24 protein-coding genes and 1 tRNA gene are annotated in these 26,869 nt (G+C 71.6%); 12 read left to right on the forward strand and 13 right to left on the reverse strand.

All coding sequences use genetic code 11. The annotated features are described in order from the left end of the window. Positions 1 to 393 precede the first annotated feature (393 nt). Positions 394 to 1,683 carry a class I SAM-dependent methyltransferase gene (locus ACFYV1_RS32275; RefSeq protein ID WP_389399193.1) on the forward strand — a complete coding sequence of 430 codons (1,290 nt, stop codon included), beginning with the start codon at positions 394 to 396 and terminating at the stop codon, positions 1,681 to 1,683. A gap of 79 nt (positions 1,684 to 1,762) precedes the next feature. Here ACFYV1_RS32275 and ACFYV1_RS32280 read toward each other — a convergent pair whose 3' ends face one another. Further along, on the reverse strand, positions 1,763 to 4,300 hold the full coding sequence (locus ACFYV1_RS32280) for an ABC transporter permease (RefSeq protein WP_389399194.1): 2,538 nt from the start codon (positions 4,298 to 4,300) through the stop codon (positions 1,763 to 1,765). Positions 4,301 to 4,414: 114 nt separating this feature from the next. Further along, complete coding sequence (locus tag ACFYV1_RS32285; protein ID WP_389399195.1) at positions 4,415 to 5,185, reverse strand: ABC transporter ATP-binding protein; 771 nt, start codon at positions 5,183 to 5,185, stop codon at positions 4,415 to 4,417. 363 nt (positions 5,186 to 5,548) lie between these two features. Here ACFYV1_RS32285 and ACFYV1_RS32290 point away from each other — a divergent pair. Beyond that, positions 5,549 to 5,630: transfer RNA gene (locus ACFYV1_RS32290), tRNA-Leu, on the forward strand. 165 nt (positions 5,631 to 5,795) lie between these two features. Continuing rightward, the gene (locus tag ACFYV1_RS32295; protein ID WP_389399196.1) at positions 5,796 to 6,668 is read left to right on the forward strand and encodes a Bax inhibitor-1/YccA family protein; all 873 of its coding nucleotides are present in this window, start codon (positions 5,796 to 5,798) and stop codon (positions 6,666 to 6,668) included. 98 nt (positions 6,669 to 6,766) lie between these two features. Here ACFYV1_RS32295 and ACFYV1_RS32300 read toward each other — a convergent pair whose 3' ends face one another. After that, complete coding sequence (locus tag ACFYV1_RS32300) at positions 6,767 to 6,997, reverse strand: DUF4287 domain-containing protein (RefSeq protein ID WP_389399197.1); 231 nt, start codon at positions 6,995 to 6,997, stop codon at positions 6,767 to 6,769. Between the two features lie 98 nt (positions 6,998 to 7,095). Here ACFYV1_RS32300 and ACFYV1_RS32305 point away from each other — a divergent pair, with 98 nt between their 5' ends. Continuing rightward, positions 7,096 to 7,419, forward strand: a complete 324-nt coding sequence (locus ACFYV1_RS32305) for a hypothetical protein (protein WP_389399198.1) — start codon at positions 7,096 to 7,098, stop codon at positions 7,417 to 7,419. Between the two features lie 64 nt (positions 7,420 to 7,483). On the opposite strand, the gene ACFYV1_RS32310 is transcribed toward ACFYV1_RS32305, so the two are convergent. From ACFYV1_RS32310 to ACFYV1_RS32320, 3 genes are all read right to left on the reverse strand, one after another. Next, on the reverse strand, positions 7,484 to 8,347 hold the full coding sequence (locus ACFYV1_RS32310; protein ID WP_389399272.1) for a hypothetical protein: 864 nt from the start codon (positions 8,345 to 8,347) through the stop codon (positions 7,484 to 7,486). A gap of 384 nt (positions 8,348 to 8,731) precedes the next feature. Beyond that, the gene (locus ACFYV1_RS32315; RefSeq protein WP_389399199.1) at positions 8,732 to 9,952 is read right to left on the reverse strand and encodes an acetyl-CoA C-acetyltransferase; all 1,221 of its coding nucleotides are present in this window, start codon (positions 9,950 to 9,952) and stop codon (positions 8,732 to 8,734) included. Positions 9,953 to 10,143: 191 nt separating this feature from the next. Continuing rightward, positions 10,144 to 11,154: an SGNH/GDSL hydrolase family protein gene (locus tag ACFYV1_RS32320; RefSeq protein ID WP_389399273.1), complete on the reverse strand. Its 1,011-nt coding sequence runs from the start codon at positions 11,152 to 11,154 to the stop codon at positions 10,144 to 10,146. A 181-nt stretch (positions 11,155 to 11,335) separates the two neighbouring features. Here ACFYV1_RS32320 and ACFYV1_RS32325 point away from each other — a divergent pair, with 181 nt between their 5' ends. Next, entirely contained in the window at positions 11,336 to 12,721 is a 1,386-nt protein-coding gene (locus tag ACFYV1_RS32325) for a cystathionine beta-synthase (protein WP_389399200.1), read from the forward strand. 392 nt (positions 12,722 to 13,113) lie between these two features. Here ACFYV1_RS32325 and ACFYV1_RS32330 read toward each other — a convergent pair whose 3' ends face one another. Continuing rightward, positions 13,114 to 13,533, reverse strand: coding sequence for a hypothetical protein (locus tag ACFYV1_RS32330; RefSeq protein ID WP_389399201.1), 420 nt, complete (start codon positions 13,531 to 13,533; stop codon positions 13,114 to 13,116). A gap of 147 nt (positions 13,534 to 13,680) precedes the next feature. On the opposite strand from ACFYV1_RS32330, the gene ACFYV1_RS32335 reads away from it, so the two are divergent. The 3 genes from ACFYV1_RS32335 to ACFYV1_RS32345 all read left to right on the forward strand — a co-directional run bounded on the left by ACFYV1_RS32335 (position 13,681) and on the right by ACFYV1_RS32345 (position 15,662). Further along, positions 13,681 to 14,079, forward strand: a complete 399-nt coding sequence (locus tag ACFYV1_RS32335; protein WP_389399202.1) for a glyoxalase — start codon at positions 13,681 to 13,683, stop codon at positions 14,077 to 14,079. An 83-nt stretch (positions 14,080 to 14,162) separates the two neighbouring features. After that, complete coding sequence (locus tag ACFYV1_RS32340) at positions 14,163 to 14,999, forward strand: MurR/RpiR family transcriptional regulator (RefSeq protein ID WP_389399203.1); 837 nt, start codon at positions 14,163 to 14,165, stop codon at positions 14,997 to 14,999. A gap of 102 nt (positions 15,000 to 15,101) precedes the next feature. Next, on the forward strand, positions 15,102 to 15,662 hold the full coding sequence (locus ACFYV1_RS32345; protein WP_389399204.1) for a hypothetical protein: 561 nt from the start codon (positions 15,102 to 15,104) through the stop codon (positions 15,660 to 15,662). Between the two features lie 10 nt (positions 15,663 to 15,672). On the opposite strand, the gene ACFYV1_RS32350 is transcribed toward ACFYV1_RS32345, so the two are convergent. The 6 genes from ACFYV1_RS32350 to ACFYV1_RS32375 form a co-directional block, all read right to left on the reverse strand. Next, positions 15,673 to 16,044 (reverse strand): hypothetical protein, encoded by a 372-nt coding sequence (locus ACFYV1_RS32350; protein WP_389399205.1) that lies wholly within the window; start codon positions 16,042 to 16,044, stop codon positions 15,673 to 15,675. Positions 16,045 to 16,177: 133 nt separating this feature from the next. Further along, positions 16,178 to 16,564 carry a roadblock/LC7 domain-containing protein gene (locus ACFYV1_RS32355; protein WP_389399206.1) on the reverse strand — a complete coding sequence of 129 codons (387 nt, stop codon included), beginning with the start codon at positions 16,562 to 16,564 and terminating at the stop codon, positions 16,178 to 16,180. A 79-nt stretch (positions 16,565 to 16,643) separates the two neighbouring features. Further along, the gene (locus ACFYV1_RS32360; RefSeq protein ID WP_389399207.1) at positions 16,644 to 17,417 is read right to left on the reverse strand and encodes a transcriptional regulator; all 774 of its coding nucleotides are present in this window, start codon (positions 17,415 to 17,417) and stop codon (positions 16,644 to 16,646) included. Further along, a complete protein-coding gene (locus ACFYV1_RS32365) occupies positions 17,414 to 17,824 on the reverse strand; it encodes a hypothetical protein (protein WP_389399208.1) in 411 nt (136 codons plus the stop codon). The genes ACFYV1_RS32360 and ACFYV1_RS32365 overlap by 4 nt, the downstream gene beginning before the upstream one ends. Positions 17,825 to 17,962: 138 nt before the next feature. Next, on the reverse strand, positions 17,963 to 19,342 hold the full coding sequence (locus ACFYV1_RS32370; protein WP_389399209.1) for an APC family permease: 1,380 nt from the start codon (positions 19,340 to 19,342) through the stop codon (positions 17,963 to 17,965). A 213-nt stretch (positions 19,343 to 19,555) separates the two neighbouring features. Next, entirely contained in the window at positions 19,556 to 20,872 is a 1,317-nt protein-coding gene (locus ACFYV1_RS32375) for a diaminopimelate decarboxylase (protein WP_389399210.1), read from the reverse strand. A 109-nt stretch (positions 20,873 to 20,981) separates the two neighbouring features. Here ACFYV1_RS32375 and hutU point away from each other — a divergent pair, with 109 nt between their 5' ends. The 4 genes from hutU to hutI all read left to right on the forward strand — a co-directional run bounded on the left by hutU (position 20,982) and on the right by hutI (position 26,600). Next, positions 20,982 to 22,643: a urocanate hydratase gene (hutU, locus tag ACFYV1_RS32380; protein ID WP_389399211.1), complete on the forward strand. Its 1,662-nt coding sequence runs from the start codon at positions 20,982 to 20,984 to the stop codon at positions 22,641 to 22,643. Positions 22,644 to 22,765: 122 nt separating this feature from the next. Beyond that, entirely contained in the window at positions 22,766 to 23,956 is a 1,191-nt protein-coding gene (locus tag ACFYV1_RS32385; RefSeq protein ID WP_389399274.1) for an allantoate amidohydrolase, read from the forward strand. Continuing rightward, complete coding sequence (locus ACFYV1_RS32390; protein ID WP_389399212.1) at positions 23,947 to 25,335, forward strand: formimidoylglutamate deiminase; 1,389 nt, start codon at positions 23,947 to 23,949, stop codon at positions 25,333 to 25,335. Before ACFYV1_RS32385 ends, ACFYV1_RS32390 begins: the two co-directional genes overlap by 10 nt. A 17-nt stretch (positions 25,336 to 25,352) precedes the next feature. After that, the gene (gene hutI, locus ACFYV1_RS32395) at positions 25,353 to 26,600 is read left to right on the forward strand and encodes an imidazolonepropionase (protein ID WP_389399213.1); all 1,248 of its coding nucleotides are present in this window, start codon (positions 25,353 to 25,355) and stop codon (positions 26,598 to 26,600) included. The last annotated feature ends 269 nt before the right edge of the window (positions 26,601 to 26,869 follow it).

Genomic DNA, 26,869 nt, shown 5'->3' on the forward strand with positions numbered 1-26,869 from the left:
CCCGCCCCGACCCCGTCCCGGAAGGGCCCGGGACCCCTCCCGGTGTCGGACGGCCCGAGGCCCGGGCCGTCCTCTGTCCGGAGCCCGGGCGGCGGGAACCGGCCCCGGACGGCGGGCGCCGACCGGGAACCGGACGCCCGCCCCGGCCCCCGGCCCCTGACGGCGGGTTCCGGACATCGGACGACGGGTGCCCGGCCGCCGCCTCGATCTCGTCGTGAGGCCCGGCGCCGCCCCGTGCCGCCCCGTGCCGCCCCGTTGCCTTTGCCTGTGCATTGCGTAGTGACGGGAAGCACACACGGTGCTCGTGTTGTTGACGGAAGTGCGCCGTGCAGCCCCGCCGACGCGGGGGCGGCACGGGAGTTCGTGGGAACCACCGTCACGGAGGTGTGCGCCATGGCCGATGCCGCACTGCGGCTGAGTACTCTTGCACAGGACCTGCTGGGAGACCCGCTCCCGGTACGCATCCGCGCCTGGGACGGCAGCGAGGCCGGGCCGCCCGGCGCGCCCGTCTTCGTCGTACGCCACCGGCGCGCCCTGCGGCGGCTGTTGTGGCGGCCGGGAGAGCTGGGGCTCGCCAGGGCCTGGGTCGCCGGGGAGATCGACGTCGACGGCGATCTCTACGAGGCCCTGGGCCTGATCGCCGGGATCGTCTGGGAGCGCGGCGACGACCGGAAGACCGCTTTCCACCCCGTACGCGACCCGCGAATCCGGGCGGCCGCCCGCGGCCTGCTGCGGCTCGGCGGCGTCCTGCCGCCCCCGCCCCCGCCGCCCGAGGAGGTGCGCCGCCGCACCGGCCCCCTGCACACCAGGCGGCGGGACAAGGAGGCCGTCAGCCACCACTACGACGTCGGCAACGACTTCTACGAGCTCGTACTGGGACCGTCCATGGTCTACTCCTGCGCCTACTGGGACGAGGCGGGCACCCTCGAGGACGCGCAGCGCGACAAGCTCGACCTGATATGCCGCAAACTCGAGCTCGAGGACGGGGACCGGCTCCTCGACGTGGGCTGCGGCTGGGGGTCCATGGCCATCCACGCCGCCCGCCGGTACGGAGCGCGGGTCACCGGCGTGACCATCTCCCGTGAGCAGGCCGCCTACGCCCGCAAGCGCGTCGCGGACGAGGGCCTCACCGACCGGATCGAGATCCGGGTCCAGGACTACCGCGACGTCAGGGACGGCCCGTACGACGCCGTCTCCTCCATCGGGATGGCCGAGCACGTCGGGCGCGTCCGCTACCGCGAGTACGCCGACCAGCTGTTCTCCCTCCTCGTGCCCGGCGGACGGCTGCTCAACCACCAGATCTCCCGCCGCCCCGAGACGGACGAATCCGCCTACCACGTCGACGAGTTCATCGACCGGTACGTCTTCCCCGACGGCGAGCTCGCGCCCCTGGGCCGTACCGTCGCGACCCTGGAGGAGGCGGGCTTCGAGGTCCGCGACGTCCATGCCCTCCGTGAGCACTACGCCCGCACGCTGCGCGCCTGGGTGGCCAACCTGGAGGGCGCGTGGCCGCGGGCCGCCCGGCTCACCTCGGCCGGCCGCGCCCGGGTCTGGCGGCTCTACATGGCCGCGTCGGCGGTCTCCTTCGAGCGCAACGGGATCGGCGTCAACCAGATCCTCGCCGTACGGACTCCGGACAGCGGCAGCTCGGGAGTGCCGTTGCGGACCGGTGGCTGGCGCTGAACCCTGAACGCCGAAACGGGGGAGGCCGCGTGGAGCGTGCTGTGCATGCTCCACGCGGCCTCCCTGCGGGCCTCGGCCGCTACTCCGTCTTGATCGCCGTCAGCATGTTCAGCTTCGCGGCGCTCCGTGCCGGCCACATCGCGGCCAGCACACCGACCACTCCGGCCAGCAGCAGGAAGACGCCTATCCGGTCCCACGGCATGACCAGCACGTAGCCGGGGATCTCCTTGCGGATCGTCTCGCCGATCGCCCAGGCGAGGAACGAGCCCAGGCCGATGCCGACGACCGCGCCGAAGACCGAGATCACCACCGCCTCGAGCCGGATCATCCGCTTCACCTTGCCGCGGTCGAGACCGATCGCCCGCAGCATGCCGATCTCCTGCTGACGCTCGAAGACGGACATGGCCAGGGTGTTGATGACACCGAGCACCGCGATGATCAGGGCCATCGCCAGCAGCCCGTACATGATGTTCAGCGCCGTGTTGATGAACCCGCCGAACATGTTCCGGATGTCCTGCTGGTCCATGATGCTCATCGCCGGGTTGTCGCCCAGCGCGTCGACCAGCGCCTGCTCGTTCGCCGCGGTCGCGCCGCCGTCCATCTTCACCCAGATCTCGGGGATGTACGGCTTGGGCTCGTAGGGCGCGACGACGTCGGTGGAGACCAGGATCGGGGAGAGGAACTCGTTGCCCTTGTAGACGGCGCCGACCGTCAGGTTCCTCGTCTCCTTCCTGCCCTCCTCGCCGAACTCGGCGGGCAGCGTGTCACCGGTCTTCCAGCCGTTCGACTTCGCGGTGTCCTCGTCGACCACGATCTGCCCCTTGGCGAGCGTGGCGAGCGAGCCGGAGACCGTCTCCAGGTCGAAGACCTTGCTCACGTCGCCCGGGGTGACCGCCGACGCCGAGTGCCACTTGCCCTTGATCTCCATCGAGGAGGCCTGCTGCGGGGAGACGGCGCTGACGCCCTTCGCCTTCTCGATCGCGTCGAGCGCGGACTTGTCCACGGCGCCGCCGCCGGCCATCGAGACCATGTAGTCGGCGCTGATGTTGTCCGTGGTCATCTGGTCCACGGCCCGGCCCAACGTGGCACCGAGCACCGAGATCCCGGTGACCAGCGTGAGCCCGATCGCCAGCGCGGACGCCGTGGCACCCGTACGGCGCGGATTGCGGACCGCGTTCTGTCCGGCGAGCTTGCCGGAGACCCCGAAGACACCCGTGAGCAGCGGTCGCACCAGTGCGATCACCGGGCGGGACAGCAGCGGGATCAGGACGATGATGCCGACCAGCGCCAGGAACGCGCCGCCTCCGATGATCATTCGGCCGTCGGAGCCCGCCGCCGCACCGGCCACGATCGCGGCCGCGCCGAGCAGGGTCAGCACACCGCCGATGGTGTTCCGCAGCACCAGCGACTTGGTCGTCGCCACCGCGTGCACGCTGCTCATCGCCGCCACCGGCGGGATCTTCGCGGCCCTGCGGGCGGGCAACCACGCCGCCAGCACCGTGATCAGCACACCGACGCCCAGGGCGGCGGCCATCGCGGTGGGCGAGACGACCAGGGGCCCCGCGGGGACCTTCGCGCCGAACGTGCTCATCGCCGACCGGAGGCCCGTGGCGAGACCCAGGCCGAGCACGAAACCGACGACGGAGGCGACCGCGCCGACGACCAGCGCCTCGAGGATCACCGAGCGCTTGACCTGCCTGCGGGACGCGCCGACGGCACGCAGCAGCGCCAGCTCCTTGGTGCGCTGGGCGACCAGCATGGTGAAGGTGTTGGCGATCAGGAAGACACCGACGAAGAGCGCGATGGCCGCGAACGCGAGCAGCATCGTGTTCAGGTTCGACAGACCGCTCTCGATCTCCTTCGCCTGGTCGGCGGCCAGCTCCTTGCCGGTCTGCGCCTCCGCGTCCTTGGGGAGCAGCGGCTCGACGGCGGCGAGGATCTTCGCGTCGGAAGCACCGGCCTCGGAGGTCACGGTGGCGTCGGAGAAGTAGCCCGGCTGCAGGTACAGCTGCTGGGCCACGGCGGTGTCGAAGAGGACCAGACTGCCCCCCGCGTTGACCGCGCCGTCCTCGGTGGTGAAGACACCGGCGAGGGTGTACTCCTTCACCGGCCCGTTCGTGGCGACCCGTACGGTGTCGCCGACCTTGTAACCGCCCTTGGTCGCGGAGTCCTTGTCGAGGGCGATCTCGGCGTCCTCGCGCGGCCCCTCGCCGGCGGTGAAGGCGTAGGCCGCGTCCTTGCCGTCCTTGCCGGGGGCGAAGTTCGCGCCGGTGTTGGACCAGCCGTTGCCGATGAGCTTGCCGTCCTGGTCGGCGACACCTGCGAAGCCGGAGACACGGCCGGTGGCGGTGGCCACCCCGTCGACGCCCCGGATCCGCTCCAGGGTCTTCTCGTCGATCCCGGCGTCCTTCTCCGCGTCGCTCGGGTCGATGTAGGTCGTCACGGCGACCGCGACGTCGTCGTAGCTCTTGGCGGACTGGTTGCGGTAGGCGTTGCCGAGGGTGTCGGTGAAGACCAGGGTGCCGGAGACGAAGGCCACGCCGAGCATCACGGCGAGCACGGTCATCAGCAGCCTGGCCTTGTGCGCAAACACATTGCGCAAGGCGGTACGGAACATGTGGGTGTCCTGGAAGTGGGCGTCGGGGCGCGACGGCGGGCCCGGCGGGCCGGCCGTGGCCGACGGGAAGAAGATCTGGGGAGTGGGCGCGGGGCGGCGTGGCCCCCGCGCGCGTCAGCTCGTGCGGCCCTTGGCGTCGAAGGCCTTCATGCGGTCGAGCACGCCGTCCGCGGACGGGCTGTGCATCTCGTCGACGATCGCGCCGTCCGCCAGGAAGATCACCCGGTCGGCGTAGGACGCGGCCACCGGGTCGTGCGTCACCATCACCACGGTCTGACCCAGCTCGCGCACGGAGTTGCGCAGGAAGCCGAGGACCTCGGCGCCCGAGCGGGAGTCCAGGTTGCCGGTCGGCTCGTCACCGAAGATGATCTCCGGCCGGGACGCCAGGGCGCGGGCGACGGCCACGCGCTGCTGCTGGCCTCCGGAGAGCTGCGTCGGCCGGTGACCGAGCCGGTCCCGCAGACCCACCATGTCGATGACCCGCTGCAGCCACTCCTGGTCGGGCTTACGGCCCGCGATGTCCATGGGGAGCGTGATGTTCTCCATCGCCGTCAGCGTCGGCAGCAGGTTGAACGCCTGGAATATGAAGCCGATCTTGTCGCGGCGCAGTTGCGTCAGCTGCTTGTCCTTGAGGCTGCCGAGTTCGGTGTCGCCGATGCGTACGGAACCGGAGCTGAAGCTGTCCAAACCGGCGACGCAGTGCATCAGCGTCGACTTGCCGGAGCCGGACGGGCCCATGATCGCGGTGAACTCGGCCTGCCGGAAGTCGACGCTCACCTGATCCAGCGCGACCACCTGGGTCTCGCCCTGTCCGTACACCTTGGACAGGTCCGTGGCGCGGGCCGCCACTGCGGTGGCGCGGTGAGCGATGGGGGTGGTGGTCACGAGAAGGGCTCCTGTCGGATGTGCTGCGGTAACAACACCATCCTTCCCGGCCCCGCGCCGCGGATCGTCAGTCCCGATGCCCGTTCCCGGGGCCCTCTCGGGTCGGACCGCGAGGCTCGTCCCTCCTCCTTTGGGATGACGGTGTCCCCGACGACGCGTGGGGGGCCCGAGGGCGCTTTTACGTCATTCCCGACCGTGCCGGGCAGCGGCCGCAGGCGGTACGAGGAGGGTACGAATACCCTCTTAACTGGTCTGACGCTCCCTCAGGAGCCGCTGGAATAAGACAAGATCGGGCCATCGCCCCCCTGGTGGAGTGATCCGCACCGATAGGCTCGGGGTGCCAACGCGGAGCCCTCGCGCCACGCCCGGGTGGTGGAATGCAGACACGGCGAGCTTAAACCTCGCTGCCCCTCGGGGCGTGCCGGTTCAAGTCCGGCTCCGGGCACCTCGACGCCCATCCGCCTGCCCACCGCCCACCCCGTCCGGACCACGCGAGACGCATCCCTGTGTCACGATCGCGGAAAGATCCTCCCCGAGCACTAGGGTGTTCTCTTTGCTTCCGCATTACTCTTGACTTCTAGGCCGCGCACGGTGGCCAAGGAGGAGTGAGATGAGGAGCAGCAACCCGGTCTTCTCGCGACGGGGGTTCAGCCGCGACAACGGCTACGCCGGCTACAACGCGCAGCAGCCGCAGGCCGGGGGCCCCGCCGTAGGTACCAACCCCTACGCACAGGGCGCCGGCAACCCGTACGCGACCAACCCCTACGCCCCGGCGGACACGCAGTACGGCGCCCCGGCGCCGGTCCGCACGGACGCCATGACGATGGACGACGTCGTCACGCGCACCGCCATGACCCTGGGCACCGTGATCGTCGGTGCGGTCCTCGCCTGGGCCGTCCTGCCGGTGTCGCCGACCAGCTACGGGATCGCCATCGGCTCGGCCCTGGTGGCCTTCGTCCTCGCGATCGTCCAGTCCTTCAAGCGGACGGCCTCGCCCGCGCTGATCCTGACCTACGCGGCCTTCGAGGGCATCTTCCTCGGCGTGATCAGTGAGATGTACAACAGCCAGTGGAGCGGGGCGCCGTTCCAGGCGGTTCTCGGCACCATGGCCGTCACCGGCGCCATGCTGTTCGTGTACAAGCAGCGCTGGATCCGGGTCACCGCCCGGTACGCCCGCATCGGCATGACCATCGCGCTCGCCTTCATCGCCGTGATGGCGGTCAACCTGCTCCTGGTCGTCTTCGGCGGCGTCGAGGACGGCGGCCTGCGCAGCTTCGGCCCGCTGGGCGCGATCGTCGGCATCCTGGCCATCCTGATCGGCTGCTTCTTCCTCACCTTGAACTTCAAGGAGATCGAGGACGGCATCACCTACGGCGCGCCGCGTCAGGAGTCCTGGCTGGCGGCCTTCGGTCTGACCGTGACGCTGGTCTGGATCTACCTGGAGATGCTGCGTCTGGTGGCGATCTTCAGCGGCGACGACTAGTCGCCCGAGGCCCGGCCCCGTGGCCGGGTGAGCTCACGCACGAAGGGCCCGCAGGCACTGCCTGCGGGCCCTTCCGTCGTGTGCGGCACCTGAAGCGCTCAGAGCAGCTTGCGCGCTGCGCGCCTCAGGTCGTACTCGTGGATGATCGCTTTCGCATGTCCGTAGGCGAGGTTGTGTTCGCCCCGGAGCCAACTGACCTTCTCCTCGAAATTGAAGAGAGACGGCCCTTCGTCGACGGTGCGGAGCCAGTCGGAAACGGCACGACCGGTGCACTCGGGGATTCGGGAGAGCAGATTTCGGTGGGTCTCTTCGGAGAAGACTTGGGACATCGGCGCCTCCGGACGCATTGCGCGTGTGCTCTTCACGCCACCGTGCCTGAGCGTTGGCGTATTGGCAACAGCCCCGGGAGGGCGCGTAGGGTCGCGGGGTGCTTGATACGACGGAACTGACCGCCGCGGCGGACCGCTTCGCGGACCGTCTGCGGGCCGCCCCGCAGAGCCGCCTGCAGAGGGGCGCCGCGGCGGAGGCACTGGCCCTGGCCAGGGAACTGGCGGTCCGGGCCCAGCGGATCGAGGAGCCGGACCGGGAGCCGAGGATCATGCCGGACGCGGGGGTCTTCGCGGTCGCCGACCAGGTGTCGGTGGCGTCGCACGATTTGGCCGAGGCATTGCGTTCGGTTCCGGTGGAGTCACGCGCGGTTGACGAGGCTGCGGCGCTGGTGCGGTCGGCGGCGGAGCGGGCGGGGCTGTAGCCCCTCGCGCCGGTCCTTGCCGGGCGCCTGCGGGGCCCGGGCGGGGCCGTGGGTAGTAGGGGCGTCAGTGGGACGCGATGACGCGGTCCGCGAGGATGTACACGCTCTCCTCGCCGCACGAGAACGTCAGGGTGTACGCACCGGACACCCCGGACCCGCCGAGCAGCACCGGCGCGGTCCCCGCGCGCAGCGCGTCCGCCAGCCGTTCCGCGGTCTCGCGGTGGCCCGGGGTCATGCACAGGGTCGTACCGTCGGCGAAGACGTACACGTCCAGCGTGCCCAGCGGGCCCGGTCGGACGTCGGCCAGCTCGGTGCCGGTCTCCGCCAGCTCCTCGAGCTTGGACACGGTGCGCTCGTGATCGGTGACGACCGGGGTCTGCACCGGCACGAAGTCGGGGTGGGAGGGGTGCCGGCGGCGGGCGGCCGCCAGTTCGGGGGAGTCCTCCGCGAACTCGGTCACCTCGGGGAGGTCGGCCATGTCGTCCAGGCCGTCGATCGCGTCCAGATCCATCGACCCCAGCGGCTCCAGCGGCTCCAGGCCGGCGAAGTCGGCCTGCCGAGGGACGTAGAACGGCGGCATGTCGTCACCGATGCCGGACAGGCCGCCCAGCACGGAGGCGGAGCCGTCGCCGGGGTAGCGGGCCGAAGCGTCAGCGGCGTCGCGCGCTTCCTGCGCGGCCCAGAAGGCCCGCGCCTCTGCCAGCTCGCGCTCCCGCTCCTCGGCGAGCGCCTCGGCGACGGCCGCGCGTATCTCGGCGGCGTCACTGCTGCGGGCCTGGGGCACGGAGGCGGTGGGGGCGGGCACGGACGACGCGGCGAGCTCGGCTCGCAGGGCCGTGACCTGCTTACGGAGCCCGTGGGCGGCGTGCAGGGCAGCGGCGCCCACGGCCGTGGCGGCGGCCGTGGTCAGCAGCAGGGCAAGAGGCATGGCGCTCACTGACTTACTCCCGGTTTCAATCGGATCCCCCCGACTTCTACATCAGCTTGCGATGAACCGGCGCCACCTGTCAGTGCATTACGTCACGAATTGGACAGGTCTTTGTGCCCGGCGTTTAACCATGGGACGGCTGTGACCTGCTAAAAGGGTCTCCCCCAGGAGATAGGTCACATCCTGGGGGAGATTCAGTCACGAACTGAGATCCGTGCCGGGCGGAGGGCCTGTGCGGCAGGTGCCGCCTTCGTTCCTCAGGCGACCCCTACCCTCCGCTCCGGATCGGCTCAGCCGCTCGCTTTGTTGGTCGCGTTCGCTTCGCCACCGCTGCGGGCAGGTGCCGCCTTCGTTCCTCAGGCGACCCCTACCCTCCGCTCCGGCTCAGCTCAGCCGCTCGATGACCATCGCCATGCCCTGGCCGCCGCCCACGCACATCGTCTCGAGGCCGAACTGCTTGTCGTGGAACTGGAGGCTGTTGATGAGCGTGCCGGTGATCCGCGCGCCGGTCATGCCGAAGGGGTGGCCGACCGCGATCGCGCCGCCGTTGACGTTGACCTTGTCGAGGTCGAAGCCGAGGTCGCGGTACGAGGGGATGACCTGCGCCGCGAACGCCTCGTTGATCTCGACCAGGTCGATGTCCGAGGTGGACAGGCCGGCCCGCTTGAGCGCCTGCTTGGACGCCTCGACCGGGCCGAGGCCCATGATCTCGGGGGACAGGCCGGAGACGCCGGTGGAGACGATCCGGGCCAGCGGGGTCAGGCCGAGCTCGCGGGCCTTCGTGTCGCTCATGATGACGAGCGCGGCGGCGCCGTCGTTCAGCGGGCAGCAGTTGCCGGCGGTGACGAGACCGTCGGGGCGGAAGACGGGCTTGAGGCCCTGCACGCCCTCGAGGGTGACGCCGGCACGCGGGCCGTCGTCCTTGCTGACGACGGTCCCGTCGGGGGTCGTCACCGGGGTGATCTCCCGCTCCCAGAAACCGTTCTTGATGGCTTCCTCGGCGAGGTTCTGCGACCGGACACCGAACTCGTCCATGTCCTGGCGGGTCACGCCCTTGCTGCGCGCGAGGTTCTCCGCGGTCTGCCCCATCGCGATGTACGCGTCGGGAACGAGACCGTCCTCGCGGGGGTCGTGCCACGTCGAGCCCTCGGTCTCCGCGACGGCGGCCGTGCGGGCCTCCGCGTCGGCGAAGAACGGGTTGTGCGTGTCCGGCAGGCTGTCGGAGTTGCCCTTCACGAACCGGGACACCATCTCGACGCCCGCGGAGATGAAGACATCGCCCTCGCCGGCCTTGATGGCGTGCATGGCCATGCGGGAGGTCTGCAGCGACGAGGAGCAGTAGCGGGTCACGGTGCAGCCGGGGAGGTGGTCCATCCCCATCTGTACGGCCACGATGCGGCCGAGGTTGTTGCCCTGCTCGCCACCGGGCAGGCCGCAGCCAAGCATCAGGTCGTCGATGTCACGGGGGTCGAGCTCGGGCACCTTGGCGAGCGCGGCCTTGATGATCTCGGCGGTCAGGTCGTCGGGACGGATGTCCTTGAGCGAGCCCTTGAAGGCCCGACCGATCGGGGAACGGGCGGCAGAGACGATCACGGCTTCGGGCATCACGGCTCCATGAGGGAAAGGTCCGGAAGGGCTGGTTGGGAAGTTACCTGTACGTACCGCTCGGGTCACCGTACGGATGGTGTGATGCGGGACTCTTTTCTAAGCGGGCGCTTGCTTATGCCCCTGTGGAGGTGGCTCCTCCCCACCCGGCCCCTCCCCGAAACCGCCCGGGCCCAGCCCCGGGCGGGGCGTCAGGCCCGCCCCGCGCGGCCCTTCGCGGGCTCCGTGGCCGGGGCCGCGGGCGACGTGGCCTCCGACGCGGGCAGGCGGCGGCGTCGGCGGTGCTTGAGAAGCGCCCACGGCGCCCGCGCCCCAGTGACCTCCGTGCCCGCCTCGGACGCGGCCGTCGCGGCCGCCCTGGCGACAGGAAGCATGTCCTCGTCGCGGTCGGCGTCCAGCGCGTCCGTCTCCGGCCACAGGCCGAGCACCGCGCACAGCGTCGGCAGCATCGCCATCGCCGCTGTCGCGTAGCCCTCCGCCGACGGGTGGTAGCTGTCCACCCCGAACATCTCGCGGGGATTCGCCGCGAACTCCGGGCCGAGCAGGTCGCCCAGCGAGACCGTGCGCCCGCCCTGCTCCACCACCACGATCGTCTGCGCCGCGGCCAGTTGCCGGCTCACCCGGCGGGCCACGTAGCGCAGCGGCTGGTAGACCGGCTCGATCGTGCCGAGGTCGGGGCATGTGCCGACGACCACCTCCGCGCCCGCGGTGCGCAGCCTGCGCACCGCGGAGGCCAGGTACCGCACCGATTGGGTGGGTGGCATGCGATGGGTGACGTCGTTCGCGCCGATCATGATCACGCAGACGTCGGGTGTGCGGGAGCGGTCCGCGAGAAGCTGCGTCACCTGGCGTTCCAGGTCGTCGGACCGAGCGCCCGGCTGTGCGATGTTACGGACCTCGACCGGGCGCTCGGCCACCGCCGCGAGGCCGGAGGCAAGCAGCGCCCCGGGCGTCTGGCCGGCTCTGCGGACGCCCTGGCCCGCGGCCGTCGAGTCGCCGATGATGCCGAGGTGCAGAGGGTTCTCACGGCCGAAGGTGAGCCCGTACAGACCGTCGCCCCGCGGCGGGACGGGGGCCCTGCCGTCGCCGACCGTGCGTTTCGCCAGATGGACCTCCGCCACTACCAGGCCGACCGCCGCCGCCCCGAGCAGTCCGATGCCGCCCCCGCCGTATGCCGCGCCTGCCGCGATGCGCCGCGCCACCCTCGCTCTCGACACAGCCCGAGCCACCTCCTCGCAACCCACGGGGCCGCGGCCTCGCGTGCCGCAGCCCTCGCCGGTCTCGTCGCCCTACAACAGCTAACTGCCCCGTAGCTACTGTCGCCCAATCCCATGTCCGCCCGCTTACGCTGGGCGAACCATCACGGAGACCCCGGAGAACATTGTGCGTATCCACAACTCGATGATCAGCCTCGTCGGCGACACCCCGCTGGTGAAGCTGAACAACGTGACCACAGGCATTTCCGCGACCGTCCTCGCCAAGGTCGAGTACTTCAACCCCGGCGGGTCGGTGAAGGACAGGATCGCGCTGCGGATGATCGAGGCGGCGGAGGAGAGCGGCGCCCTTCAGCCCGGTGGCACGATCGTCGAGCCGACGAGCGGCAACACCGGTGTGGGACTTGCCATCGTGGCCCAGCAGAAGGGTTACAAGTGCATCTTCGTCTGCCCGGACAAGGTGTCCACGGACAAGATCAATGTGCTGCGTGCGTACGGTGCCGAGGTCGTCGTGTGCCCCACGGCCGTCGACCCCGAGCACCCGGACTCGTACTACAACGTCTCGGACCGGCTGGTGCGTGAGACGCCGGGCGCCTGGAAGCCCGACCAGTACTCCAACCCCAACAACCCGCGTTCCCACTACGAGACCACCGGTCCCGAGCTCTGGGACCAGACGGACGGGCGGATCACCCACTTCGTGGCGGGTGTCGGCACCGGCGGCACGATCTCCGGCACCGGCCGGTACCTGAAGGAGGTCAGCGACGGCAAGGTCAGGATCGTCGGCGCCGACCCGGAGGGCTCCGTCTACTCCGGCGGCTCCGGCCGGCCGTACCTCGTCGAGGGCGTCGGCGAGGACTTCTGGCCCTCCGCGTACGACCGGACCGTCACCGACGAGATCGTCGCCGTGTCGGACAAGGACTCCTTCCAGATGACGCGCCGTCTCGCCAAGGAGGAGGGCCTGCTGGTGGGCGGCTCCTGCGGAATGGCGGTCGTCGCGGCGCTGCGCGTCGCGGAGCGGCTCGGTCCCGACGACATCGTGGTGGTGCTGCTGCCGGACAGCGGCCGCGGCTATCTGAGCAAGATCTTCAACGACGAGTGGATGGCCGATTACGGCTTCCTCGAGGGTGAGGGCGCGTCGAGCGTCGGTGACGTGCTGCGGGACAAGGAGCACGGCGGCATCCCGAGCCTGGTGCACATGCACCCGGAGGAGACGGTCGGTCAGGCCATCGAGGTGCTGCGCGAGTACGGCGTCTCGCAGATGCCGATCGTCAAGCCGGGCGCCGGCCACCCGGACGTGATGGCCGCCGAGGTCATCGGCTCCGTCGTCGAACGGGAACTGCTGGACGCGCTGTTCGCCCAGCGCGCGTCGCTGGGCGACCCGCTGGAGAAGCACATGTCGGCGCCGCTGCCCCAGGTCGGCTCCGGTGAGCCGGTGGCCGACCTGATGTCGGTGCTCGGCACGGCGGACGCGGCGATCGTGCTGGTCGAGGGCAAGCCGACGGGAGTGGTGAGCCGTCAGGACCTGCTGGCGTTCCTCGCCAAGGGCGGCAAGTAGCGGTCGGCGCCCGGCCTTTCGCGCAATCGGTACGCGCACGTCACGTTCGCGCAGCACCCGCTTAACACGCGTCCGGCACATTGGTCGATGTCGGCAGGGGGACCGGGCAGGTGCCCCGGCCGGCGCCAATGGCGGCGTCACAGGACTTCCGGAGCGGCTCCCGGACCTCCACGGACGCCCCGGACGCCGAGGCCGGTCCTGACCCGGTCGGCGTCCCTCGCGGGGACCGCTGTCGTCCCGGCTCCCGGCCTTCTGGGCCGGGGGTGCGGCGGTCCCCGCGCACCTCGTCCCACGGACCTGGTCCGTGGACCTTGGCCTGCGGGCCCGGCCTGCGGGCCCGAACCGGCGTCGCCCCGGCGGGAGTCGCTGCTCGCCGTCGGCCGGGCCCGGCGTCAGCCGTCCCAGTCGGAGCCGGTGTCACGGGACCGGCGCTGCCAGGGCCAGGCATGGGCGGCGTGGGCGACGTTCACGCCGACGATGCCGAGCCAGGCGACGATCAGCCCCGGCAGGTCGGCGTTGGCCACGCCGATCGCCGAGAGCGGGATCGCCAGGATCATGGTGACGATGCCGAAGCCGAAGCGCTCCCCGAAGTTGTCGGACGAGCCCGGCAGATGAGGACCGCCTCTGGCGGCAGCCATCTGCTCCTCGGCGAGCCGGCGCCGGACACGGCGGTCGACCGTGGTGTCGAGCCGTTCCTCGACCTTCTCAAGGAACGACTCGACGAGTGCCGGCTCGTACTCCTCGCCCAGTTCGCGGCGGGCGTGGAGGGTGGCGTCGAGCTCCTTCTTGAGCTCTGGGTCGCGGGCTTCCATGGGACAGAAGCTACGGCCGGTGCCGCCCTCGCGTCAGTGGGGTTAGCCCCCGTCTTCGCCCCCTGGACAGCAGGAGTCCGCCGCCCCCGCTGTGCCAGGATGTGGCGTCGCGTGCCGTGCCGGGTGAGCCTCAGGGGGACGAGGAACATGAGCGCAGAGAACACCGCAGGCCACGCCTTCGGCGGCCTCCACCACGTCCAGCTGGCCGTACCGCCGGGTGCCGAGGACCTGTGCCGCGGCTTCTGGGGCGACGTGCTCGGGATGACCGAGCTGGAGAAGCCGCCGGTGCTGGCGGCGCGCGGCGGCTGCTGGTTCCGCGGTGGCGGTCTCGAGGTCCACCTCGGTGTCGAGCAGGACTTCACGCCCGCCCGCAAGGCACACCCCGGCATTCTCGTCCGCTCCCTGCGGAGCCTCGCAGAGCGGCTGGAGGCGCACGGCCACGAGGTGACGTGGGACGACGAGTTCCCCGGCCACGACCGCTTCTACGCCTACGACAAGGTCGGCAACCGGCTTGAGTTCATGGAGCCGCGCCCGGTTTCCGGGTGAGAGGCGGGTGCGCTTGCCGCGTCTGCATATCGTCATGCAGAGTTCTTGGTGACTGAATAAGTGAGCCGGACGAGGGGGATGGCATGAGCGACAGCCCTGCCGCGCGACTGCAGCTGCTGTTCGAGGGGCACCGGCTCACCCCGACCCAGCGCCGTATCGCGCACTGCATGGTGCGCCGAGCCGCGGACGTGCCGTTCCTGTCCAGCGTGGAGCTCGCCGAGCTCGCCGGGGTCAGCCAGCCGTCCGTCACCCGCTTCGCCGTCGCCCTCGGCTTCGACGGCTATCCGGCGCTGCGCCGGCATCTGCGCGAGATCGTCCCGCCTGAGGCGGCCGCCGGAGGCGAGACGTACAACGAGTACCAGCAGGCCGTGCAGGCCGAGATCGAGAACCTGAGCCACCTCGCCGCCATGCTCGCGGAGCCGGCGCCCGTCGAGCGGGCCGGCCGGCTCCTTGCGGCGTCGCGGCCGCTGCCGGTCCTGGGACTGCGGGCGGCGTCGTCGCAGGCCCGCGGGTTCGCCTACTTCGCCGCCAAGGTCCACCCCGACGTACGGCTCCTCGACGAGGGCGGCTCGATGCTGCCCGACCGGATCGACGCCGCCCGGCGGGCCGGCGCGAGCGCACTGCTGTGCTTCGCCCTGCCCCGCCACCCGAAGGAGGTCGTCGAGGCCCTTGCGTACGCCCGGTCGGCCGGTCTGACGGTGGTGACGGTCGCGGACTCGGCGTTCGCACCGGTCGCCGCCCACAGCGACCTGCTGATCCCGGCGGCCGTCGGCACCGGTCTGGCCTTCGACACGGCGTGCGCCCCGATGCTCCTCGGACGGGTCCTGCTCGAGGCGATGTGCGACGGCCTGCCGGATGCGCAGGCCCGGCTGGAGGACTTCGACGCGCAGGCCGCCGAACGGGGCCTCTTCGCCGAGTAGCCACTGCCCGGCCAGGGTGGCGTGCCGTTTTCTCAGACGGCGCTCAGATACGGCCGCTAGCCTCCGCGCCCACAGCATCGATCTCTCGGAGGGAGTACGGACGTGGGGCGCGGGACGCAGTCGCTGGCGCGAGTGGCGGTGGTCGTGAGGGCGGGGGCGGCGCCTCTGTGGTGGCTGGGGGTGCTCGCCGCCGGGACCGGGCTGGTGATGCCCGGGCTCACGGGGCGCCGCATCGGGGTCCTGGCCGGGGCGGCGCTGTTCCTGGTGACCGCGGCCGTGGTCGCCCTCGCGCGCCGTCGCCGATACACACACCTCGCGGGATGCGCGACGCGTGCCGGCCGGCACGACGTGCTGCAGGACCGGCGGGTGACGCTGCGGGTGGCGCGGCGGCCGTGGCGCTGGTGGCTGCTGTGCGCGTTCCTGGCCGCCGTCGCCGGCTCGCTGGTGCTGCCGGCCGCCGGCGGGGCGGTGCTCGCCGGTGCGGGGACCGGCCTGTGGCTCAAGGCCGTATGGCTCGGCAGGCTTGAGCGCACCGAGGAGACGCTGCTGTGGCTGCGTACGGACTGGCCGGCCAAGGGCCCGGTGGGCAAGCAGGTCAAGGGCTTTCGCACCACCGGGATCGCCGCCGGTGACGCCGCGCCCGGAGGGGCGCGGCGCCGCTGAGCGGAAGGGATCAGACCTCCAGTTCGCTCTCGATCTTCTTGAGCTGGTGGCGGGCCATCGCGAGGTTCGCGCGCTCCTTGTCCAGGGCGAGGTAGAGGAACAGCCCGCCCGCGCCGCGGCTCTTCATCAGGCGGATCAGGTGGTACTGCGAGCCGAGGGTGATCAGGATGTCCTCGATCTCGTCCTTGATGCCGAGGTGCTCCATCGTGCGCACCTTGGCGCGGACGACGTCGGTGTTCCCGGCGGCGGCGACGGTGAGGTCGAGATCCTTGCCGCCGCCGACGGTGCCCAGCGCCATGCCGCTGGTGTAGTCGACGAGCGCGGCGCCGATGGCGCCCTCGATGGTGGTGGCTTCCTTCAGCGCGGTTTCGGTGTTGGCCATGGCAGGCGCACGTTCCTTCCGTCGGTTGGTTGTCGCTGTCGCGGTGGTCTCGGCGGTGCGGGCGGATCGGGGCGTTCTCGGGGTGCCGGTGGCCCGGCTCGTTCGTGGGGAGGGGTCCGTGGAGGCAGCCATGTCAGGCGTCCTGGGGTCGTTCGAGGGCGGCGTCGACCAGCTCCCCGACACGGGCGCCGGCCCGGCGGGCCTCGAGATGGAGCCGGCCCACGTTGACGCGGGGCTCGGCGAGTACCGTGAGCACGGCCGAGGAGCCTGCCGCGTAGGTGGCGACGTAGCCCGCCTCTCCGCGCACGAGCAGCTCCTTGAAGCCGCCCTGCCCGGTCGCCTCGGTCAGCCGCAGCGCGACCCCGAGAGCGGCGGCGGTGAGCGCGGCGACGCTCTCGGCCTCCGCGGTGTCCGACGCCAGGACCAGACCGTCGACACTCGCCGCGAGCACGCCGGTCAGCTGGGGCACGCGGGCCCGCAGCCTCTTCAGTTCGCCGAGTACTTCGGTTTCCGCCGTCATGAGTTGTCTCCTCTCGGCGCGCAGCCTCAGGGCGCGCCTCATGACGGTGTGCGCGGGGCCCGGTGGGTCGTGCGGTGGGTCACAGGCTTGCCTCCAGAGCGTCGCGGAGTCGGCGTAGCAGGGCGATGTCCGGGTCGGCGGGAAACTCGGCGACCCAGCCGGGCAGCGGGGAAGGATGGTGCGCGGTCGGCTCCGACGGTGTCTCGACGAGCCCGGCCGCGGCCATCCGCCGTACCTCGATCAGCGTGTTGAAGGCGGGCCGGCCGACGGCCCGGGCGATCGCCGACGGGGTGCGCACGCCGTCGGCGAGGTCCAGCAGGGCCCGCTGTCGGGGGGTGGCCGCCGCCCCGTGTTCGGGCGGACGGCGGCGCAACGGCGCGGTGTCGACCTCGGGGTGCGGCCATACGGAGTCGAGCAGCCCGCGCCGTCGGCGGGCCTCGCGGGCGACGGCCGCGGCGGGTACGGGACGTACCGTGCCCATCCAGTGGGCGACGCCGTAGCGGAAGCGGGTCGGCCCGCTGCCGGGTGCCAGCGCGAAGAACGCGGCGTCGTGCAGGGCGCCCAGGTGGCAGATCTCCATCTCGCCGTCGGCGACCTGTCCGCTGTCGACGAGGAAACGCGCCACCTCGCGGCGGGCGCCGGCCGCGGCCACCGCCTCCTGCCAGCCCTCGGGCGCCAGTCGGCCGCCGGCGGTCAGCAGGACGTCGAGACCGGGTGCGGCCGGGCTCTCGGCGTGCACGACCTGCCCGTCGGCCAGGTAGAGGGTGCCGTGGTCACGGACGAGGACGCCGGTGGCCCTCTCCTTCGCCAGTCTGGCCAGCATGGGGGAGACGGCCGTCGCCGCTGCGGTCATCCGAGGACCAGCCGCTCGGCGAGGTCCGCGAGGCGCAGCCGGGCGAGGGCCAGATTGCCGGTCTCCCGGTCGAGCCAGAGATGCAGGAACACACTGCTGTCGAACGTGGTCTCCACGAACCGCACCACGTGGTACCCGGTGCGGGTGGTGACGATGAGGTCCTCGACGGGTAACCCCTTGGCCTCTCCGTCGCCCTCGGCGGCCGGGGACTCGTCGGGCGCGAACGAGGGGTACTCCGCCGCCATCCTGGCCAGTTCGGCCGTCTCGGCCGCGGTCGCCTCGTGGTCGCCGCCCGGTGTCTCCCCGACGTAGCCGAGGGCGAGCCCGCTGGTCCAGTCCACGATGGAGGCCCCGCGGGCCCCGGGCACCACCATGGCCTGCAGCAGACACTCGTCGATTCCGGGCACGCGGACTCCCCTCCCCGCCTTGGAGTGCCGCGCACGAACGCAGCAGTGACGGAGAGGTTACGCAACGTGTCACCCTCAGGGGCGAGTTCTGGCATTTTCCAACGGAACATGCGGGTGCCCGATAAGGTCCGGCCCGTCCTATCCGTCGTGTGCGTCTGCCTCCTCCTCGCGGCGCACCTTCATCACCACTTTGTTGACACCCCACAGCACGATGCCGATGGCGACCAGTACGCCGGCCCTGATGTAGACGTCCGCCGCCCGGTCGGCCATCGGACTGGCGAGGACGAGCGCGGTGATCGCGCCCAGGACCGGCAGCACCGTCGGCGTACGGAAGTGCCGGTGTTCCACGCGGTCCCTGCGCAGGACGAGCACGGCCACGTTGACGACCGCGAAGACGCAGAGCAGCAGGAACGCGGTGGTGTCACCGAGCCCGGCGATCTCGCCCGTCGACACCAGTCCGATGGCGAGCAGGGTCACGAACACGATGCCGGTGATGGGAGTGCGGCGTTTGCGCAGCACCTTCCCCATGGCGCGCGGCAGGACCCGCTCGTTGGCCAGCCCGTAGCAGAGCCGGGAGGCCATCATGATGTTGATCAGTGCGGAGTTGGTGACCGCGAACAGGGCGATCAGCGCGAAGAGTTTCGGCGGGAAATCGACCCCGCCGGCCTTCACGACCTCCAGCAGCGGACCGCTTGACCCCTCGAGCGTGCGGTAGTCGACGAGGAGCGACGACACCAGCGCGACGAGCACGTAGATGGTGCCGGTGACGGCGACACCGATGAAGATCGCCCGGGGGAACGTGCGGACCGGGTCGTGGGTCTCCTCCGCCATGTTGACCGAGTCCTCGAATCCGACGAAGGCGAAGAAGCCCAGTGCCGTGGCCCCGAGCACGCCGGTGATCAGCGCGTATCCGGTGCCGGACGCCTCGAACTCGCCCAGCCGGGACGGCTCCCCCTCGCCGGTCAGTACCGCCCAGGCGCCGATGCCCAGGATCACCATGAGACCGGTCAGCTCGACGACGGTGAGCACCACGTTCGTCTTCACGGACTCCGACACGCCTCGCAGCGCCAGTCCCGCGAGGACGACGATGAAGACGATCGCGATGAGCGTCGGCGGGATCGCGTCGGTGAACTCCTGGAAGTAGTCCCCGCTGAACGCGCGGGCCGCCGCGCTCGCCGACGACAGGCCCGAGCACATCACCATGAACGCGACGATGAAGGTCAGGAAGGGGACCTTGAAAGCCTTCTGGGTGTACAGCGCGGCGCCGGCGGCCTTCGGATACTTCCCTACCAGTTCGACGTACGAGGCCGCCGTCAGGATGGCGACCACGAAACCGATGGCGAACGGGAGCCACAGCGCCCCGCCGACCTTGCCCGCCACTTTGCCCGTGGTGGCGTAGATGCCCGTGCCGAGGATGTCGCCGATCACGAAGAGGATCAGCAGCTTGGGTCCGATGGCCCGCTTGAGGGCCGGTTGCCCGTCCGGTGACTGCGCGGGCGCCGATGCGGATGTGGCCATGAAACCTCTCCCGTGGTCGGATGGGAAGTTTCCTGCCCCTTTGTGTTCCGTGTGATGCGGCATGCGCCCCGTGTGCTGCGCGCAGGCCGCTCACGGGCGCCCCGCCTCGCACGCGGCTCCTCGGGCGCTGCCGCCCGGGTCTCGGTGACCGGGCCCGCTGCGTGCCGCGTGCTCGGGGTGCGTGGGGTGCGTGGGGTGTCGGGGCGCGGTGCCTCAGCCGAGCAGTGCGTCCCGTTGCGCTCCGCCGGACTCCGCGACGATCGCCTCCATGCTCTGGGCCTCCCGTACGGTGGCGAACCGCACCGTGCCGTCCGCCTTGGTGGTGAAGCCGTGGACGGCGGTCCTCGGCAGGCTGTTGTAGCCGTAGTGGCTGGCGAAGTAGTACGCGCCCGTGTCGAGCGCGGCGATCACGTCGCCCGCCTCCAGCAGCGGCAGCGAGCGCTTCTCCGCGAGCAGGTCACCGGCGAAGCAGGCGGGCCCCGCGATGTCCTGCTCGACACCGGGCCCCGCCTTGGGCAGACCCTTCGCGTCGTACGCGGCGATCCGCAGCGGCCAGGAACGGGGGTCGTAGACGGTACGGGTGGCGACCTGGACGCCGGCATGGGTGACCGCGATCGCCCGGGACCCGGCGGACTTGGCGTACTCGACCCGCGACAGGACGGTGCCGTGCTTGGCGAGCAGCGAGCGCCCGAACTCGGTGACGAGGCCGTACCGGCCGTCGAACAGTCCGGGGACGTGTTCCGCGAGGAGCGAGGCGTACTCGCCGAAGGCGGGGGTGTGCTCGTCGGAGGAGAAGTTGACCGGCAGGCCGCCGCCGATGTCGATGGTGTCGACCTGCTGCCGGCCGGCCGCCGTGTTGATCTCCTCCGCCAGCTCGTACACCGCGAGGACGCCCTCGGTCATCCGGGTCAGCGCCATGCCCTGGGAGCCGGAGTGGGTGTGCAGCCGGGTCAGCCAGGGCCGCTCGAGGTACGCGCGGACGACCTGCGCGCGGGCGCCCTCGTCGCGCAGGGCGACACCGAACTTGGAGGTCGGGGTGGCGGTCGAGAGCGCTCCGATGGAGCCGCCGCCGACCTGCGGGTTCACTCGCAGGCCGATCGGCGACCCGGTGGGTCCGGCGGCGACGAGAGCGTCGACGCGGGCCAGCTCCTGCCAGTTGTCGGCGTTGACGGCGATGCCGAGGCCGAGCGCCTCCCTCAGTTCGGCGACGGTCTTGGCGGGGGAGTCGAGCACGATCAGGTGGGGCGGCAGGCCCGCCGCACGGGTCAGTGCCAGTTCGCCCGGGCTCGCGACCTCCGCGCCCAGGCCCTCCTCGTGCAGCAGCGCGAGGACCGGTACCAGTGGGGCGGCCTTCACGGCGAAGGCGTGCAGCACCCGCGCGTCGGTGACGGCGGCGAAGGCGGCCCGCAGCGCCGCCGCGGACGCGCGGATACCGGCCACGTCCAGGAGGGCGGTGACGGGCTGTTCCTCGGTGAGAAGTCCCTGTTCCACGGCCGCTCGTACGGCCAGGTCCCGGCGGTCGACAGTCATGTCCGCCAGCCAATCATCCGGCGAGTCGTGCCGCAGCTGTTGACTACAACTATTCAGAAGGTGAGTATGTGAATAGAAAATCGACACATCATCGCGAGGAGGCACCGCCATGTCAGGACCCCGCCCCGTACGGGCAGCGCGCGGCAGCGAACTGAGCGCCCTGGGATGGCAGCAGGAAGCAGCCCTGCGCATGCTGCAGAACAACCTCGACCCCGAGGTCGCCGAGCACCCCGACAAGCTCGTGGTCTACGGCGGCACCGGCAAGGCGGCGCGGGACTGGCGCTCCTTCGACGCGATGGTCCGCACCCTCAAGACGCTCAAGCAGGACGAGACCATGCTCGTCCAGTCGGGCCGCCCCGTCGGCGTCATGCAGACGCACGAGTGGGCGCCGCGCGTCCTCATCGCCAACTCCAACCTGGTCGGCGACTGGGCGAACTGGGAGGAGTTCCGGCGCCTGGAGGCCCTCGGCCTCACCATGTACGGGCAGATGACCGCCGGATCGTGGATCTACATCGGCACCCAGGGCATCCTTCAGGGCACGTACGAGACCTTCGCGGCCGTCGCGGCGAAGAAGTTCGACGGGACACTCGCGGGGACGATCACCCTGACCGCCGGCCTCGGCGGCATGGGCGGCGCCCAGCCGCTCGCCGTCACCATGAACGACGGCGTCGCCATCTGCATCGACTGCGACCCCCGTGCCATCGAGCGGCGCATCGAGCACCGCTACCTGGACGTGCGCGCCGACTCCCTCGAGCACGCGCTGTCCCTCGCCGTCGAGGCCCGGGACGCCCGCCGGCCGCTCTCCATCGGCCTCCTCGGCAACGCCGCCGACCTGCTGCCCCGCATGCTCGCCGAGGGCGCGCCCATCGACATCGTCACCGACCAGACCTCGGCCCACGACCCGCTGTCCTACCTGCCGGCCGGCGTCGACTTCGACGACATGGCCTCGTACGCGGCGAAGGACCCGGCCGGCTTCACCACCCGCGCGCGTGAGTCCATGGCCCGGCACGTCGAGGCGATGGTCGGCTTCATGGACGCCGGCGCCGAGGTCTTCGACTACGGCAACTCGATCCGCGGCGAGGCACAACTGGCGGGATACAGCCGCGCCTTCGACTTCCCCGGCTTCGTACCGGCCTACATCCGGCCGCTGTTCTGCGAGGGCAAGGGACCGTTCCGCTGGGCCGCGCTCTCCGGCGACCCGTCGGACATCGCCAAGACCGACAAGGCGATCCTCGACCTCTTCCCGGAGAACGAGTCCCTGCACCGCTGGATCAAGATGGCCCGCGAGCGCGTCCACTTCCAGGGCCTGCCCGCACGCATCTGCTGGCTCGGCTACGGCGAGCGCGACCGCGCCGGTGAGCGCTTCAACGACATGGTGGCGAGCGGCGAGCTGGCCGCCCCGCTGGCCATCGGCCGCGACCACCTCGACTGCGGCTCCGTCGCCTCCCCCTACCGCGAGACCGAGGCGATGCTCGACGGCTCCGACGCCATCGCCGACTGGCCGCTGCTGAACGCCATGGTCAACGTCGCCTCCGGCGCGTCGTGGGTCTCCCTCCACCACGGCGGCGGCGTGGGCATGGGCCGCTCGATCCACGCGGGCCAGGTGTCGGTTGCCGACGGCACCAAGCTGGCGGGCGAGAAGATCCGCCGCGTCCTGACGAACGACCCGGGCATGGGCGTGATCCGCCACGTCGACGCGGGCTACGACATCGCGGAGTCGGTCTCCGACGCCAAGGGCGTCCGCATCCCGATGCGCGAGGGTGACGCGTGACCTCGCTCCCCGGCGCCGCCGGTTCCCCGAACGGCCCGCACTCCGGGGCGGCGCCGGAAACCGCCGCCCCGGCGTCCGGGAACGGTGAGGGAGCGGGGCAGGGCCACACCTCCTTCCACGAGATGTGGCACGACCTGCGCGCCATCGGCCGCAACGCGGACACCGGCGGCTACCGCCGGTACGCGTGGACCGCCGCGGACCAGGACTGCCGTGCCTGGTTCCGGGCGCAGGCAGAGGCCCGCGGGCTCGCCCACGAGGTCGACCGCAACGGCAACCAGTGGGCCTGGCTCGGCGATCCCACCGCCGGCGACGCCGTCGTCACCGGCTCGCACCTCGACTCCGTCCCCGACGGCGGAGCCTTCGACGGGCCCCTCGGCGTCGTGTCGTCCTTCGCCGCGCTCGACGAACTCCGTCGCAGGGGAGCGGAGTTCCACCGGCCGTTCGCCATCACCAACTTCGGTGACGAGGAGGGCGCCAGGTTCGGGCTCGCCTGCGTCGGCTCCCGGCTCGCCGCCGGGCAGCTGACGCGGGAGAAGGCGTACGAACTGACCGACGCGGACGGGACCAGCCTCCCCGAGGCCATGGAGGCCGCCGGCCACGACCCGGCCGCCATCGGCCCCGATCCCGAACGCCTCGCCCGTATCGGCGCGTTCGTGGAGCTGCACGTCGAGCAGGGGCGCGCCCTCGACCTCACCGGTGACGCCGTCGGCATCGCGTCCGCGATCTGGCCCCACGGCCGCTGGCGGTTCGACTTCGCCGGCGAGGCCAACCACGCCGGCACCACCCGTCTCGTCGACCGGCGCGATCCGATGCTGACGTACGCGGAGACCGTCCTCGCCGCCCGCCGTGAGGCGGAACTCGCGGGCGCGGTCGCCACCTTCGGCAAGATCTCCGTCGAGCCGAACGGCGTCAACGCCATCCCGTCCCTCGTCCGCGGCTGGCTGGACTCCCGCGCCCCCGACCAGGCGACGCTCGACACGGTCGTCGCAGCGGTGGAACAGGCCGCCCGGGAGCGCGCGGAGCGCGACGGCGTGGACCTCTCGGTCGTGCGGGAGTCGTTCACGCCGGTGATCGAGTTCGAGCACGCCCTGCGCGACGAGCTGAACAAGATCCTCGGCGGGGCCGTCCCCGTGCTCGGCACGGGCGCGGGACACGACGCGGGAATCCTCTCCACGTCCGTCCCGACCGCCATGCTGTTCGTACGCAACCCCACCGGCGTCTCGCACTCCCCGGCCGAGTCGGCGGCCGAGGACGACTGCGTGGCCGGGGTGATCGCACTCGCCGACGTACTGGAGGGTCTGGCGTGCAGGTGACGACGTACTGGCTGGAGCACGCCTGGCTCGGCGACCGCGTCGAGCCGGGCGTGGCCCTGGACGTGCGAGGCGGCCGCATCACCGCCATACGCGAAGGGGCCGGTGCCCCGCCGCCGGGCGCGGAGGTGCTGCGCGGCCTCACACTTCCCGGCCTCGCGAACGCCCACTCACACGCCTTCCACCGTGCGCTGCGCGGCACGGTGCAGGTCGGATCAGGCACCGGACCGTCCCCGAGTGGGCGGGGAGCAGGCGGCGAGCGGGCGCCTGATTCATTCTGGGCATGGCGCGACGTCATGTACGACGTGGCGCAGAGACTCACCCCCGAAAGCTATTACTCGCTCGCGCGCGCGACGTACGCCGAGATGGCGCTCGCCGGCATCACCGCCGTCGGCGAGTTCCACTATCTGCACCACGCGCCGGGCGGTGTCCCCTATGCCGACCCCAACGCAATGGGCGAGGCACTGATCGCGGCCGCCGGCGAGGCGGGCATCCGGATCACGCTCCTCGACACGGCCTACCTGTCGGCCGGATTCGGACAGCCTCCCAACCACCACCAGTCGCGCTTCTGCGACGGCACGGCGGACGCCTGGGCCGAGCGGGCCGACGCGCTCAAGGACGGCGACCACGTACGGATCGGGGCCGCGATCCACTCCGTACGCGCCGTCCCCGCGGACCAGTTGCCGACGGTCGCCGCCTGGGCATCCACCCGTGAGGCACCCCTCCACGTCCACCTCTCCGAGCAGACCGCGGAGAACGACGCCTGCCTGGCCGCCCACGGCCGCACGCCCACCAGGCTGCTGGCCGACCACGGCGTGCTCGGCGCACGCACCACCGGCGTCCACAACACGCACCTCACGGACGACGACATCGCGCTGCTCGGCGGCACGGCCACCGGCACCTGCATGTGCCCCACGACCGAACGCGACCTCGCCGACGGCATCGGCCCCGCACCCGCCCTCCAGGCCGCGGGCTCGCCCCTCTCCCTGGGCAGCGACAGCCACGCCGTGATCGACATCTTCGAGGAGGCGCGGGCGATGGAACTCGACGAGCGCCTGCGGTCCCGCACCCGCGGCCACTGGACGGCGGCCGCCCTGCTGCGGGCCGCCACGGCCGACGGCCACGCCGCGCTGGGCTGGCACGAGGCGGGCCGCCTGGAACGCGGCGCGCTCGCGGACTTCACCACCCTCGCACTGGACACCGTCAGGACAGCGGGGCCACCGCCGCGTCTGGGAGCCGAGACAGCGGTATTCGCCGGGTCGGCAGCGGATGTGCGCCATACGGTCGTGGGCGGCCGCCATGTCGTACGGGACGGGGTCCACACGACCGTCCCGGACGTACCCCGAGCCCTGACGGACGCGATCGCCGCACTGCACGGCTGAAGGAGACACCCCGCATCATGAACAGCGGTCCCGAGACGACGAACAACGCCCCGGCGACGCCCGCCCCCGCGACGACGAACAGCGCCGTCGCGGCGACGGCCACCGTCATCACCAACATCGCCAGCCTGGTCACCAACGACCCCTCCCTCGGTGACGGATCCCCCCTCGGACTGATCCGGGACGCGGCCGTCGTCATCGACGGCGACCGCGTCGCCTGGATCGGTGAGAACAGCAAAGCACCCGCCACTGACAACCGGCTCGACGCCGGAGGCCGGGCCGTGATCCCCGGTTTCGTCGACTCGCACTCCCACCTCGTCTTCGCCGGCGACCGCACCGCCGAGTTCAACGCCCGGATGTCCGGGCAGGCCTACGCCGCCGGCGGTATCCGCACCACCGTCGCCGCGACCCGTGCCGCGACCGACGCCGAGCTCGACGCCAACGTCGCCCGCTACCTCGCGGAGGCGCTGCGCCAGGGCACCACCGTCATGGAGACCAAGTCCGGCTACGGCCTGACCGTCGAGGACGAGGCCCGCGCCCTGCGGATCGCCGCGCGCCACACCGACGAGGTCACGTACCTCGGCGCGCACATCGTGTCCCCCGACCTCGCCGACGACCCGGCGGCCTACGTCGCCCTCGTGACGGGCGAGATGCTCGACGCCTGCGCCCCGCACGCCCGCTGGGTCGACGTCTTCTGCGAGAAGGGCGCGTTCGACGGCGACCAGGCCCGGGCGATCCTCACCGCGGGCAAGGCGAAGGGCCTCACCCCCCGCGTCCACGCCAACCAGCTCACCTACGGCCCCGGCGTGCAGCTCGCAGTGGAACTGGACGCCGCCTCCGCCGACCACTGCACCCACCTCACCGAAGCCGACGTCGACGCGCTCGCGCACAGCGCGACGGTCGCGACGCTGCTCCCCGGAGCGGAGTTCTCCACCCGCGCCGAGTGGCCCGACGCCCGACGCCTCGTCGACGCGGGTGTGACGGTCGCGCTGTCGACGGACTGCAACCCCGGCTCGTCGTTCACGTCCTCCGTCCCGTTCTGCATCGCCCTGGCCGTACGGGACATGGGGATGACCCCGGACGAGGCCCTGTGGTCCGCCACGGCCGGCGGCGCGGCCGCCCTGCGCCGCACCGACGTCGGCCGTCTGCGCCCCGGCGCCCGCGCGGACCTCGTCGTCCTCGACGCCCCGAGCCACGTCCACCTCGCCTACCGGCCGGGTGTTCCGCTGGTGCGCGAGGTGTGGCGGGCCGGCCGCCGCGTGGTCTGACCGTCCGGCGCACAGCCGTCGCAGCCGTCGCAGCCGTCGCAGCCGGAGGGGCCGTTCCGTTCGGCCGAGCCGTACCGCCCTGCCCGCGCCGTGATCGCGAGGTCCCGGCGCCGGGAGCCGAACTCGGCCCGGGCGCAGGTGTGTGCGTCATTGCCGTGTCCAGCGGGACGCGGAGATACCCACCGGTCGCGGCGTCGGTGAGCCCGCGGGGGGCCAGGCGCATGATGTCCGGCTCCCTGCGGCGCGCGGTGCTCCACGGACGGGCGGCG

This window comes from Streptomyces sp. NPDC003023, from assembly GCF_042888225.1.
Classification (GTDB): domain Bacteria; phylum Actinomycetota; class Actinomycetes; order Streptomycetales; family Streptomycetaceae; genus Streptomyces.